We start from the raw sequence: 12,445 nt of genomic DNA on the forward strand, positions 1-12,445 counted from the left end.
GTGGTGGGCCAGCCCTCTCTGAACCGGAGAGGGGGAGCGACGGCGGCAAAGGTGTCATCAAGAAGTGCGTGCAGCCTGTTTCGGGCTTCGTCGGGGCTCATCATGGCGGTGGTCACCTTGGGGGAGGTCTGTCGGCAGGCCGTGACGGGCAGCACGGCCAGTACCGAGAGGAGCAGAGCGGCAGGCAGGCGGGACCTCATCGCGGAACCTGAGGCTGCGTTCGGTCCGGATGGCCGGAGATGATCTGCCCGATGTTGTACAACGAGTTCCCGCCGCTGGGGTCCAGGTAGTTCGAGTGGGCCCGGAAGCTCCCTGATGGTCCGTCAGCCACCTCGAATCGGTGAGCCCCGAACTCCGCGCTCGCCGGATCCCTGCCGAACCACCGCTGCTCGTGGTCGCCGACTGCCTCCTTCAGCGGATCGGGCAGGTAGGTCACCGGATCGTTGTCGGCCGCGCCGACCCAGACGTGACCGGCGCCAACGCCCAGCTGCGCCGCCTGCTGGGCACCGGTCCCCGGACTGCCGATCAGGATCATCTCGTCCGCGCCCGTGCCGCCGGAGCGTTGGCCGGCCAGACCGACGGTCAGTGAGCCGTAACTGTGGCCCAGCGCGGTCAAGTGGGCCGGCGGGCCTTCGTGACTGGCCCGCAGGCCGGCCATGAACCGGTCGTAGGTCTCGGCGCCGGCACTGGCACGAGACTTGCCCATGACCGCGAGGGTCTGCGGGTCGAACTTGTCGACCCCCGGAGGCGGGTCGTAGCCGAGCCAGACCATGGAGGCCGTGGTCCGCGTCGGATCCGCGGTGTGGGCGGCAGACCACACGTTGAACGCCCGGTCCCCGTCCTTCCCGCCCACGGACCGCAGCTCCGTCCCCAGCCCTGGGACGTACGCGCTCACGTTGCTCGCCGTGTCCGGGTTGCCGAAGGAGAGGATGCCGCGGCCCTGGCCCTCGCCGGAGATGCCGTAGAGCAGCACGGGTGGGGTGGCCGGGCTGCGGTCGAGGCGGTCCTGGATGGCGCGGAAGCCGTCGAGCTTGAGTTGGTCGGTGACGGATCGCCAGCTGCGGGCGGCGAAGTCGGTGAGGTAGCGCTGGAGCAGCAGGCGGTTGGCCTGGTCGCGGGCGGTGGCGGGGAGGCCGTCTCGGTTGCCGATCAGGTCGGGGCGGGTGGTGATGAGGCGCTGCTGCTGGTCCGCAGGGAGGGAGCGCCACCACGCGGCGACGGTGGCGGGGGAGGCGGACGGGGGTGGGACGGCGTTGCGTAGGAAGTCGGGGGCGGTGATCTGGGGGGAGAGTGGGGCAGGGGTGTACGGGTCGGGGGCGAAGCTGCGGTCGGTGAGGCCGGAGCCGTCGGTGGCGGCGCGGGTGAAGCCGGTGAGCTGGTCGGCCAGGGCCTGGTCGAGCGCGTCGGCCCGGTCGAGGACGGTACGGACGCGCTGGCTCAGTTCGCCGTGCCGGGCCCGGGCGTCGGGGTCGTGGCGTTCGGCGGTCGCCTCGGCGGGGTCCAGTGGGGCCGATCCGTCGGCGTCGACGGTCACTCCGGCGGCCCGGGCGTCGGCCAGCGCGGAGGTCAGCTCGGCCTGGGTGAGTTGCAGGGCGTCGGCGCCGGCCCGCAGGCAGGCGCCGATCCGCCGCAGTTCGGTGCGGGCGGCGATCAGGCGGTCGTCGGTCTGCTGGAGCGAGGCGCGGCAGGCATCGGCGGCGGTGCCGAGCCAGCCGGAGCGGGTGGTGCGGTCGTGGACGCCGGACTGCCATTCGTCGACGTGCTGTTGGAACGCGGCGGCCAACTGCTCGTAGGCCTCGGCACAGTCCGGCAGCAGCAGCGGGTCGGCCTCCCGCAGGGCGGCGAGCTCCATCAGCGGCCGGCCGGGTGGGTGGCGAAGGGGTCGGCGGCGTGCCGCGGGCCGGGCAGGCCGGGCAGGGGCGTCGGCGGTGCGCCGAGCGCGTCCACGGCGGTGACCTCGCCGTCGCGGTACTGCTGTGCGGTGGTGGCCAGGCGCTTCCCCTGGGCGTCCAACTCGCCCGCCAGGGAAGTCAGCAGGGCCCGCCAGGAGTCGCCGCAGGCCCGCAGCGCGGCGGCCGTGCGCCAGCCCACGAGCCGGGTGGCGGCCGCGGCGCCGGCGGGGGTGAGCTGCTCGCTCTGGCCGGGGATGCGCGTGGCGATCGCCTGCGCGCACTGGCCGGCGCCGGTCAACTCCTCGGGCCGGACCTGGAATCCACCCATGAGGCCTCCGAATCGGGAGCGATTCCCGCCGGTTTCCGGCGGGCACGGTGAGTGGTCGGAGCATAGCGTTCGGTGGCGGGTGGTGTACAAATCATCGCCGCGCACCACCCCGGGGCGTATACGAACGGCGTGCGCCCCCGTCACTCGACTGGCGGCTGCGCGGTGCCCGGTCCGCCCGGCATCGTCGACGTATGGCGATTGACATGGCGTCAGGTGCGTCGGATCAGGGCGCCCCGGACCTCGGCAGTGGCGAGGGCCTGGGGCGGGTGGCGGTTGCCGCCTTCGTCGGGACGGCGGTCGAGTTCTATGACTTCTTCTTGTACGGGATGGCGGCGGCCCTGGTCTTCGGGCGTGAGTTCTTCCCGGTGCTCACTCCGGTCAACGCGCTGCTCGCGGCCTTCTCGGTCTATGCGGTGGCGTTCGTGGCCAGGCCGGTCGGGGCGGTGGTGTTCGGTCACTTCGGGGATCGGGTGGGCCGCAAGGCCGTGCTGGTGGCGTCGCTGCTGATGATGGGGCTGTCGACGGCGGCGGTCGGGGTGCTGCCCGGGTACGGGCGGTTGGGCGTCTGGGCCCCGGTGATCCTGGTGCTGTTGAGGTTCTGCCAGGGGTTCGGGCTGGGGGGCGAGTGGGGCGGCGCGGCGCTGCTGCTCGCGGAGTACGCGCCGGTGCGCCGCCGTGGCCGGTACGCCGGATACCTGCAACTCGGCCCCTGTGCCGGCTCGGTGCTGGCGACCGCGGTCTTCCTGGTGCTCTCGGCCCGGCTCAGCGAGAGCCAGTTCGCGGGGTGGGGGTGGCGGTTGCCGTTCCTCGGCTCGCTGCTGCTGGTCGGCGTCGGGCTCTTCGTCCGGCTGCGGATCGCGGAGACCCCGGTCTTCGCCGAGGTCGCGGCCGTGGCGACGGCCCGTGCCGCGGACGTCGCGGACGCCGCAGACTCCACGGGTGCCACGGATGCCACCGGAGGCGAGGGGGCCGACGGTGGGTCGGCGGCCCCGCACGCGGTGCCCGTGCTGGCGGTGCTGCGCGAGCACTGGCGGACCGTCCTGCTGGGTGGTGGCGCGCTCTCCTTCGGGTACGCGCTCTTCTATCTGACCAACACCTACGCCCTGGCCTACGCGACCGGTCAACTGGGACTGGACCGGACGATGATGCTCACCCTGCAACTGCTCGCCGCCCCGGCCGGCGCGCTGGCGGTCTGGTTCAGCTCGGGCGGGTCCGACCGCTGGGGGCGGCGACGAACGGTCCTGGCGGCCACCACGGTGGCGGTCGCCTGGTCGCTGCTCTTCTTCCCGCTGCTGCAGAGCCTGCGGCCGGTCCTGGTGCTGTTCGCGCTGGTCGCCTCCGCCCTGCTGATCGGGTTGCTGCTCGGGCCGGTGGGGGCCTACCTGCCGGAGCTCTTTCCGACCCGGGTGCGCTACACCGGCGCCGCGCTCACCTACAACCTCGGTGGCGTGGTGGGCGGGGGGACGGCACCGCTGCTGGCGACCAGGCTCACGGCCACGTACGGGACGGCGACGCCGGTCGGCTGGTATCTGGCCGGGCTCGGGGTGGCCTCGGTGCTCTGCCTGCTGCTCCTGCCGGAGACCGGCGGACTCGACCTGACGGGTGATCAGCTCCCCGCCGGCCGCCGTGGCCGCCGGGCCGCCAGCCCGCTGAGCGGGGGCCCGGCCATGTGAGCGGAGGTCCTGCGAGGTGGGCCCGGGCGCGCCAGTAGGCCAGTCGACCGGGGTGGCCGGAGGCGCGGCAGCCCTCCGCAGCACAGGTCCGCCGCCCAGGTCAGCAGCCCGGGTCCGCCGCCCATGTCCGGCCGGCCGGCTCGGCGCGCCCCGCGCCGCAGGGCGCGTGAATCCGGGCAGGCACCGATTTCCCAATCCCGCCGATGACCATGTAATGTCTTCCTCGTTCGACCGGTTCGCCCCTATAGCTCAGTCGGTAGAGCGTCTCCATGGTAAGGAGAAGGTCTGCGGTTCGATTCCGCATGGGGGCTCCATCAGAGAAGGTCCTCGCCATCACGGCGGGGGCCTTTTTCGTTATCCTCCTGCCACTGCCTTGAGCGGTCATCATCCGACCCGCCGAGATCTGGCGAACAGGTCCGCGATGCGCTGTGATGGGGCGTCAACAGTGCTGTGGCGTACGGCCGGTACGCATCGCGCGGGTTCGGCTCCGCGCAGGGTACGGGGGAGGGCCCCTTTGGGCGTGCGGCTCGTCGTGGTCGACGATCACCGATTGCTGGCCGAGGCGCTGGCGGCGGCGCTGCAGGTGCGCGGTCACCGAGTGCTGGCGGTGGGCTGCCCGACGGCGGCCGGGCCCGAGCTGGCCGCCCAGCGCCGCCCGGAGGTCTGCCTGCTCGGTGTGGCCCGGCCGGGAGCCCCGGGGGCGTTCGCGCCGGTGCGCCGGCTGCGCCAGGAGCGGCCCGAGGTGGCGGTGGTGGTGCTCGGCCCGGTGGACGACCTGCGGGGGGTGGCCAACGCCTTCGCGGCGGGCGCGGCCGGCTACGTCCGCAGCGACGAGCGGATCGACGTGGTGGACCGCGCCATCACCCGGGCCAGGGCCGGCGAGGCGGCGGTCGCGGTGGAGGTGCTCCAGGCGGCCTTCGAGCGGTTGCTGCACCCGGTGCACGAGCCCGACGACGAGGCGCTGCGGCTGCTCGGCTCGCTGACCCGTCGGGAGGTCCAGGTGCTGGCCCGGATCGCCGAGGGCCAGGACACCCAGGAGATCGCGGCCGGCATGGGGATCGCCCCGAGCACGGCGCGCACGCATGTGCAGCGGGTGCTGATGAAGCTGGGCGCCCGCACCCGGCTGGAGGCGGCGGCCGTCGCGGACCGCACCGGACTGCTGGCCCGGTTGGGCGGCGAGTAGCCCCGCCCTGAGCGTCCGGCGCGTCCCCGGAGGGGTGCCCGACGGGGACCCGGGCGGGCTCGACACGGCCCAAGCGGTGTTCGGTGTGCCCCCGGCCGGCCCGCGAACAGCGCCCGCCCGCCGGGCCCTTCTCATCTTTCTTGGTCGCGCCGTGTCCTGGCACGCCGATCTGCGTCCCGATCTGTTGACTGCTGATGAGTAATGTTTGATTATGTGTGAAGCATTGAACGGCGAATAGCCACAGCGAGGGCGGAGACTGTGCGGAAGACCACGACCAAGCTGGCGGACGGCCGCGAGCTGATCTACTACGACCGGGACGAGTCGGCGCTGCGCGACGTCCGTGACCGGCGTCCGCTGGAGCCGACCGCGAGCCTCGCCGAGATCCGCCGCGACCCCGTGCTCGGCGACTGGGTCACCGTGGCCGCGCACCGCCAGGCCCGCACCTACCACCCGCCGGCCGACGAGTGCCCGCTCTGCCCCAGCCAGGGCGACCGCCTCAGCGAGATCCCCGCCGCCGACTACGACGTGGTGGTCTTCGAGAACCGCTTCCCCTCGCTCGCCGCCGACGCCGCCGCCTACGTCGAGGCGACGGGAGGGGCGGCGGCCGGCCAGCCGCCGTCCACCGCGCCGTCCGCCGACCCGTCCGCCGAGTCGCCCACCCTGCACCTGGCCCGACCCGGTGTCGGTCGCTGCGAGGTGGTCTGTTTCACCGCCGACCACCGCGCCTCGTTCGCGGGGCTCGACGAGGCCAAGGTCCGCCTGGTGCTGGACGCGTGGACCGACCGCACCGCCGAGCTGGGCTCGCTGCCCGACGTCGACCAGGTCTTCTGCTTCGAGAACCGCGGCGCCGAGATCGGGGTGACGCTGGCTCACCCGCACGGCCAGATCTACGCCTTCCCCTTCACCACCCCGCGCACCGTCAAGATGATCACCCAGGCGAACGAGCACCGCGCCCGCACCGGCCGCAACCTCTTCGAGGACCTGCTGGCGGCCGAGCTGGCCGACCCCGTCCGGGTGGTGCTGGCCGGCGAGCACTGGACGGCCTTCGTCCCGTTCGCCGCCCGCTGGCCGTACGAGGCGCACCTCTACCCGAACCGCCGGGTGCCCGCGCTGACCGCGCTGAACGAGGCCGAGCGGGCCGAGTTCCCGCGCCTCTACCTGGAGCTGCTGCGCCGCTTCGACCGGCTCTTCGGCACGGGCGCCGAGGCCCCGGACCAGCTGCCGCCCCCCACCCCCTACATCGCCGCCTGGCACCAGGCGCCCCGCAGGGGCGGTGCCGAGCTGGCACTGCATCTGGAGCTGTTCACGATCCGACGTACGGTAGGCAAGCTGAAGTTCCTCGCCGGTGTCGAATCCGGCATGGACGCGTTCGTCAACGATGTGTCGCCCGAGGCGGCGGCGCAGCGCCTGCGGGAGGTCGCAACATGAGCAAGTACCTGGTCACCGGCGGTGCCGGCTACGTCGGCAGCGTGGTCGCCGCACACCTGCTGGAGGCGGGACACCAGGTGACCGTGCTGGACGACCTGTCCACCGGCTTCCGCGAGGGTGTGCCGGCCGGCGCCGAGTTCGTCCAGGGCCGGGTCCAGGACGCCGCCGAGGTGCTGGACGGCGGCGCCTTCGAGGCCGTGCTGCACTTCGCCGCCTCCTCGCAGGTCGGCGAGTCGGTCGCGGACCCGGAGAAGTACTGGCGCAACAACGTGGCCGGCTCGCTGGAGCTGGTCAGCGCGATGCGCAAGACGGGCGTCCGCAAGCTGGTCTTCTCCTCCACCGCCGCCGTGTACGGCGAGCCGGAGGTCACCCCGATCGCCGAGACCGCCCGCACCTCGCCGACCAACTGCTACGGCGCCACCAAGCTCGCCGTCGACCACCTGATCACCAGTGAGGCGATCGCCCACGGCCTGGCCGCCGTCAGCCTGCGCTACTTCAACGTGGCCGGTGCCTACGGCGCCTACGGCGAGCGGCACGACCCCGAGTCGCACCTGATCCCGCTGGTCTTCCAGGCCGCGCTGGGCCAGCGCCCGCACATCTCGGTCTTCGGCGAGGACTACCCGACCCCGGACGGCACCTGCATCCGCGACTACATCCACGTCGCCGACCTGGCCGAGGCGCACCTGCTGGCGCTGACGGCCGCCAAGCCGGGCGAGCACCTGATCTGCAACCTGGGCAACGGCAGCGGCTTCTCGGTCCGCGAGGTGATCGAGTCGGTCAAGCGGGTCACCGGCCGGGAGATCCCGGTGGTCACCACCGAGCGCCGCCCCGGCGACCCGGCCGTCCTGGTCGCCTCCGCCGAGCGCGCCCACCAAGCCCTCGGTTGGACGCCCGAGCGCCCCGAGCTGGACGCCATCGTGGCCGACGCCTGGGCCTTCACGCTCGCCAAGTTCAACGCCAAGTAGCGGTAGCGACCCTGCGGGAGAGCAGAGAACGTGAGAGACGAGTTCGAGTCGATCTTCGGCGCCGCCCCCACCGGGGTGTGGGCGGCGCCCGGCCGGGTCAACCTGATCGGTGAACACACCGACTACAACGACGGGTTCGCCCTGCCGATCGCTCTCCCGCAGGCTGTGAAGGTGGCCGCCCGGCCGCGCTCCGACGGGCGGCTGCGGCTCTACAGCGCCCAGGGCGACGATGTGGTCACCGACCTGCCGGTGGCCGAGCTGGCGCCCGGCCTGGTGACCAGCTGGGTGAGCTACCCGGCCGGCGTGGTCTGGGCGTTGCGAGAGGCGGGGCACCGGATCGGCGGCGCCGACCTGTACTTCGACAGCGACGTGCCGACCGGTGCGGGCCTCTCCTCCTCCGCCGCGCTGGAGTGCGCCGTCGCGGTGGCCTACCGCGAGCTGTACGGACTCGGCCTCACCTCGGCCGAGTTGGCGCTGCTCGCGCAGAGCGCGGAGAACCGGTTCGCGGGGGTGCCGTGCGGGGTGATGGACCAGATGGCCTCCTGCTGCTGCACCGAGGGGTCCGCACTCTTCCTGGACAGTCGTGACCTGGCGCACCGTCAGGTCCCGTTCCGCCCAACCGAGCAGGGGCTGGAACTGCTGGTGATCGACACCCGGGTCAAGCACGACATCGGGGACGGCGGCTACGCCGCGCTGCGGGCCGGCTGCGAGCGGGCGGCCGAGCTGCTCGGGCTGGCGGCGCTGCGCGACCTGCCCGCCGAGCGGCTGTCCGGTGCGCTGGCCGCGCTGCCGGCCGAACTGGGCCCGCTGGTGCGCCATGTGGTGACCGAGAACGAACGAGTTCTGCGCGCGATCGCGCTGCTGGACCGAGGCGAGTTCGCCCGGCTCGGACCGATTCTGACCGAGGGCCATGCCTCGCTGCGGGACGACTTCCAGGTCTCCTGCCTGGAGACCGATCTGGCGGTCGACACGGCGCTGCTGGCAGGTGCGCTGGGCGCCCGGATGACCGGTGGCGGCTTCGGCGGTTCGGTGATCGCCCTGGCCCCGCAGCAGGCTGCGCAGGCGGTCGGAGCGGCCGTCACGGCGGCGTTCCTGGCGGCGGGGTACGCGGCTCCGCAGGTCTTCCCGGCGAGCGCGAGTGCGGGGGCCCGCCGACTGGTCTGATCCGCTGGTCCGACCTGCTGATCGAACCTGCTGTCGACTTCGCACAGGATGACCGGATCTGACGGAATTTCACCGAACCCCCACCGGCGCGCCCTGCACCCCGTACCCTGAGTCCGGTATCGGATGGGGGCCCGAGCCGAAGCAGGGGGAACAAGATGGGGCGGATCCGCGTCCTGGTGGTCGACGACCACCGGATCTTCGCCGAGGCGCTCGCCACCGCGCTCTCCGCCGAGCAGGAGATCGAGGTCGGCGCCGCGGGTAGCGCGGCCGCCGCCGAGCATGCCCTGGAACGGGCCGCTGCCGAGGGTCGGCCCTTCGACATCCTGCTGGTCGACGCCGACCTGGGCGCGACCGCCGCAGTGCTCGGCCCGCCGCGCCGCCCGCGGCCGGGGGCGGAGCCCGAGGGCGCGGGCCCGACGGCGTTGCGCCGCCCGACCGGCGTCGTGCCGGCCCCGCGCCGGGCCGGCAGCGCGCTGGTCCCGGCCCGGCTGGTCGGCCCGTCCGCCGTCCCGGTGGAGGCCCGCCCGTCCAGCACGGCGGCGCAGCGCCGCCCGGTGGACGGGATCACCCTGCTGGGCCGCTCCTGCCACACCTATCCGGGCCTGCGCGCGGTGGTGCTGGCCGCCGAGGAGGATCCGCGCCGGGCGGTGCGCGCGCTCTACGCGGGCGCGGCCGGCTGGGTGGCCAAGGAGAGCTCGCTGACCCGGCTGCTGACCGTGCTGCGCGGGGTGCTGCGCGGCGAGACCCATCTGCCGCCCTCCCTGCTCACCGGCGTGGTGCGGGAGTTGACCACGGCTCGGCGCGACCGCACGGAGAGCGAGCGGCTGGTCGAGTCGCTGACGCCCCGGGAGAAGCAGGTACTGCGCTGCATGGTGGCGGGCCTGGGCCGGCAGGCGGTGGCCGAGCGGCTCTACCTCTCCCCGCACACCGTGCGCACCCACATGCAGAACGTGCTGGGCAAGCTCGGGGTGCACTCCACCCTGGCCGCCGTCGCGCTGGCCCGCCGGGCCGGGGTCGGGCCGGCCGAGCCGGCGGGCGCGCCGACCTCCTGAGCCGGCCGCGCCCAGTGACTCCGGAGGCCCGTACCGGCTGAACTCGAAGGTCAGCCAGGGATGTTGTCGAACGGCGCGACCAGCTGCCGCAGCAGCGAGGCCAGTTCGGACTGCTGACCGCCCGACAGCTCGGCGAGCAGTTCGCGCTCGTGCGCGAGCAGCCCGGCCAGTGCCTGATCGGCCTTCTCCTGGCCGGTCTCGGTCAGCCGGACCAGCACTCCGCGCCGGTCGTCCGGGTCGGGCAGTCGCTGCACCAGGTCCTTGCCGGCCAGGCGGTCGATCCGGTTGGTCATGGTGCCGGAGGTCACCAGGGTCTGGGTGAGCAACTGCCCGGGGGAGAGCTGGTAGGGGCGCCCGGCCCGCCGAAGCGCCGTCAGCACGTCGAACTCCCAGGGCTCCAGGCCGTGCTCGGCGAAGGCCGTGCGCCGGGCCCGGTCCAGGTGGCGGGCGAGCCTGCTGACCCGGCTGAGCACCTGGAGCGGTTGCACGTCGAGGTCGGGGCGCTCTCGGCGCCATGCTGCGACCAGGCGGTCGACCTCGTCCTCCATGTGGATCAGTGTATCGGGGGTTCTGTCGATATGAAGCCTCTTGACATCGAGAAACCGTTCACCGCCCGTTGATCCGCCGGGAAACCACCCGTCGGCTTAGCGGGTCCGCCAGTTAGGGGGCCCGGTCTCAGTTCTGCCGGTCGCCCACCAGCTTCGGGTGCCGCTCCATCCCCTCCAGGCCGTGCCAGGCCAGGTTCACCAGGTGCGCGGCGACCTCGGCCTTCTGCGGCTTGCGCACCTCCAGCCACCACTGCCCGGTCAGCGCGACCATGCCCACCAGCATCTGCGAGTACATCGGCGCGAGCCGGGCGTCGAAGCCGCGGGCCTTGAACTCCAGGCCGAGGATGTCCTCGACCTGGGTGGCGATGTCGCTGATCAGCGAGGCGAAGGTGCCGGTGGCCTGGGCGACCGGGGAGTCCCGGACCAGGATCTTGAAGCCGTCGGTGGAGGTGTCGATGTAGTCCATCAGCGCGAAGGCGGCCTGCTCCAGCAGCTCCCGCGAGTGACCCCCGGTCAGTGCCCCGGTGACCATGTCGAGCAGCAGCTGCATCTCACGGTCCACCACCACCGCGTAGAGCCCCTCCTTGCCCCCGAAGTGCTCGTAGACCACCGGCTTCGAGACGCCGGCCCGTTCGGCGATCTCCTCCACCGAGGTGCCGTCGTAGCCGCGCTCGGCGAAGACGGAGCGCCCGATGTCCAGCAGCTGCTCGCGCCGTTGCTTGCCCGTCATCCGAACCCGGCCCGCTCGCCCGCGGGCCGGGGCCGCCGAGGAGGAGGCCGGGCGATGGCCGTCTGCGCTGTCTCCGTTGCTCCCGTTCACCCCTCCATCATGCTGTAGCCGACGGGTCATGCGGTGCGCCGGGCGTCGATGCGCCCCGCGTCGGGCCAGCGGACGTCACGGGCCCAGCCGGCCTGCTCGAACCAGCGGATCAGCCGGGCGGAGGAGTCCACCTGGCCGCGCAGCACCCCGTGCCGGGCCGAGGTCGGGTCGGCGTGGTGCAGGTTGTGCCAGGACTCGCCGCACGAGAGCACCGCCAGCCACCAGACGTTGCCCGAGCGGTCGCGGGACTTGAACGGGCGCTCGCCGATCGCGTGGCAGATCGAGTTGATCGACCAGGTCACGTGGTGCAGCACCGCCACCCGGACCAGCGAACCCCAGAAGAAGGCGGTCAGCGCACCCTGCCAGGACCAGCTGAGCAGCCCGCCGGCCAGCGGCGGAAGCAGCATCGAGATGGTGGTCCAGAGCCAGAAGAGCCGGGAGACGGCCCGGATGTCGCGGTCCTTCACCAGGTCGGGCGCGTAGATGTGCTGCGGGGTCTGCTCGGAGTCGAAGAGCCACCCCATGTGCGCCCACCAGAGGCCCTTGAGCAGCGCCGGGACGCTCTCGCCGTAGCGCCAGGGCGAGTGCGGGTCGCCCTCCTTGTCGGAGAACTTGTGGTGCCTGCGGTGGTCGGCCACCCAGCGCACCAGCGGGCCCTCGACGGCGAGGCTGCCGGCCACCGCCATGGCGATCTTCAGGGCCCGGCCGGTCTTGAACGAGCGGTGGGTGAAGAAGCGGTGGTAGCCGACGGTGACGCCGTGGCAGGTGAGGAAGTACATGACCGTCGCGATCGCCAGGTCCCGCCAGCCCAGGCCCCAGCCCCAGGCCACCGGTGCGGCGGCCAGCAGGGCGAGGAACGGCACGGCGATGAAGAACCCGAGGGCCAGCCGTTCGGCCAGTCCCTGCTTCTCGCCGCCCAGGGTGGCGGAAACCTCGGAGGCGGGCCGGGCGGCTGGCGCCGGCGCTTGGTCGGCCTGGATCGTCATGGGCTGTCCCTTAGGGATAAGGAGCGGTGCCTACGGTTGCGTAACTTACGGCATCGTAAGTTGCCGGGCCCGCCAAGGGAAGCAGGGCGCGGCGGAGCGGGCCTCGGGTGTCACCCTGGGGATCGAAGGCGATACCCAGCCGGGGGAGGACTCCGGTATGGTCTGAGCAGCCATCCGCCGTGGGGTAATCGGCAGCCCGCAGGCCTTTGAAGCCTTGCAGTGTTGGTTCGAATCCAACCGGCGGAGCACTGCGCGTGGCCGGGGCGGTTCGCCCCGGCCACGCGTGCTGGTGTGCGAGTGTTATCACCTTGTGCGGTTATTCTCAGGACTGGTCATTCTCGGGCCCGGCCGACCGCGCGGTGCGCGGAGTCGCGTCGACGATCCCCGCCCGTCCTCCGGTCACCCC

11 protein-coding genes and 2 tRNA genes are annotated in these 12,445 nt (G+C 72.9%); 8 read left to right on the forward strand and 5 right to left on the reverse strand.

The genetic code is table 11. The features are described from left to right. Positions 1 to 196: 196 nt before the first annotated feature. Together ABH937_RS12910 and ABH937_RS12915 are read right to left on the reverse strand one after the other, a co-directional pair. A complete protein-coding gene (locus tag ABH937_RS12910; protein ID WP_280687975.1) occupies positions 197 to 1,852 on the reverse strand; it encodes an alpha/beta hydrolase in 1,656 nt (551 codons plus the stop codon). Continuing rightward, positions 1,852 to 2,220, reverse strand: a complete 369-nt coding sequence (locus ABH937_RS12915) for a PE domain-containing protein (protein ID WP_370218254.1) — start codon at positions 2,218 to 2,220, stop codon at positions 1,852 to 1,854. Before ABH937_RS12915 ends, ABH937_RS12910 begins: the two co-directional genes overlap by 1 nt. A 191-nt stretch (positions 2,221 to 2,411) precedes the next feature. Here ABH937_RS12915 and ABH937_RS12920 point away from each other — a divergent pair, with 191 nt between their 5' ends. The 7 genes from ABH937_RS12920 (at position 2,412) to ABH937_RS12950 (ending at position 9,685) form a co-directional block, all read left to right on the forward strand. Further along, a complete protein-coding gene (locus tag ABH937_RS12920; protein WP_370218255.1) occupies positions 2,412 to 3,893 on the forward strand; it encodes an MFS transporter in 1,482 nt (493 codons plus the stop codon). A gap of 238 nt (positions 3,894 to 4,131) precedes the next feature. Beyond that, positions 4,132 to 4,207: transfer RNA gene (locus ABH937_RS12925), tRNA-Thr, on the forward strand. 206 nt (positions 4,208 to 4,413) lie between these two features. After that, positions 4,414 to 5,076 (forward strand): LuxR C-terminal-related transcriptional regulator, encoded by a 663-nt coding sequence (locus tag ABH937_RS12930; protein ID WP_370218256.1) that lies wholly within the window; start codon positions 4,414 to 4,416, stop codon positions 5,074 to 5,076. A gap of 258 nt (positions 5,077 to 5,334) precedes the next feature. Beyond that, positions 5,335 to 6,504, forward strand: a complete 1,170-nt coding sequence (gene galT / locus ABH937_RS12935; RefSeq protein WP_370218258.1) for a galactose-1-phosphate uridylyltransferase — start codon at positions 5,335 to 5,337, stop codon at positions 6,502 to 6,504. Next, a complete protein-coding gene (galE, locus tag ABH937_RS12940; protein ID WP_280687965.1) occupies positions 6,501 to 7,469 on the forward strand; it encodes a UDP-glucose 4-epimerase GalE in 969 nt (322 codons plus the stop codon). Before galT ends, galE begins: the two co-directional genes overlap by 4 nt. 30 nt (positions 7,470 to 7,499) lie before the next feature. After that, complete coding sequence (gene galK / locus ABH937_RS12945) at positions 7,500 to 8,633, forward strand: galactokinase (protein ID WP_280687963.1); 1,134 nt, start codon at positions 7,500 to 7,502, stop codon at positions 8,631 to 8,633. 155 nt (positions 8,634 to 8,788) lie between these two features. Then, on the forward strand, positions 8,789 to 9,685 hold the full coding sequence (locus ABH937_RS12950) for a response regulator transcription factor (RefSeq protein WP_280687961.1): 897 nt from the start codon (positions 8,789 to 8,791) through the stop codon (positions 9,683 to 9,685). A 50-nt stretch (positions 9,686 to 9,735) separates the two neighbouring features. On the opposite strand, the gene ABH937_RS12955 is transcribed toward ABH937_RS12950, so the two are convergent. The 3 genes from ABH937_RS12955 to ABH937_RS12965 form a co-directional block, all read right to left on the reverse strand. Further along, positions 9,736 to 10,233 carry a MarR family transcriptional regulator gene (locus ABH937_RS12955; protein ID WP_280687959.1) on the reverse strand — a complete coding sequence of 166 codons (498 nt, stop codon included), beginning with the start codon at positions 10,231 to 10,233 and terminating at the stop codon, positions 9,736 to 9,738. 127 nt (positions 10,234 to 10,360) lie between these two features. Beyond that, positions 10,361 to 11,053: a TetR/AcrR family transcriptional regulator gene (locus ABH937_RS12960; protein WP_280687957.1), complete on the reverse strand. Its 693-nt coding sequence runs from the start codon at positions 11,051 to 11,053 to the stop codon at positions 10,361 to 10,363. A 26-nt stretch (positions 11,054 to 11,079) separates the two neighbouring features. Beyond that, a complete protein-coding gene (locus tag ABH937_RS12965; protein WP_280687955.1) occupies positions 11,080 to 12,039 on the reverse strand; it encodes an acyl-CoA desaturase in 960 nt (319 codons plus the stop codon). 173 nt (positions 12,040 to 12,212) lie between these two features. Here ABH937_RS12965 and ABH937_RS12970 point away from each other — a divergent pair. After that, a tRNA-Gln gene (locus ABH937_RS12970) sits at positions 12,213 to 12,285 on the forward strand. Positions 12,286 to 12,445: the final 160 nt, after the last annotated feature.

Source organism: Kitasatospora sp. GAS1066B (genome assembly GCF_041262605.1).
In the GTDB taxonomy this organism is placed as follows: Bacteria; Actinomycetota; Actinomycetes; order Streptomycetales; family Streptomycetaceae; genus Kitasatospora.

Bases quoted from the DNA above. Each gene is read 5' to 3' on its own strand.
- ABH937_RS12920 (WP_370218255.1), top strand. From the start codon at position 2,412: ATGGCGATTGACATGGCGTCAGGTGCGTCGGATCAGGGCGCCCCGGAC.
- ABH937_RS12965 (WP_280687955.1), bottom strand. From the start codon at position 12,039: ATGACGATCCAGGCCGACCAAGCGCCGGCGCCAGCCGCCCGGCCCGCC.
- ABH937_RS12950 (WP_280687961.1), top strand. From the start codon at position 8,789: ATGGGGCGGATCCGCGTCCTGGTGGTCGACGACCACCGGATCTTCGCC.
- ABH937_RS12955 (WP_280687959.1), bottom strand. From the start codon at position 10,233: ATGGAGGACGAGGTCGACCGCCTGGTCGCAGCATGGCGCCGAGAGCGC.
- ABH937_RS12915 (WP_370218254.1), bottom strand. From the start codon at position 2,220: ATGGGTGGATTCCAGGTCCGGCCCGAGGAGTTGACCGGCGCCGGCCAG.
- galE (WP_280687965.1), top strand. From the start codon at position 6,501: ATGAGCAAGTACCTGGTCACCGGCGGTGCCGGCTACGTCGGCAGCGTG.
- ABH937_RS12910 (WP_280687975.1), bottom strand. From the start codon at position 1,852: ATGGAGCTCGCCGCCCTGCGGGAGGCCGACCCGCTGCTGCTGCCGGAC.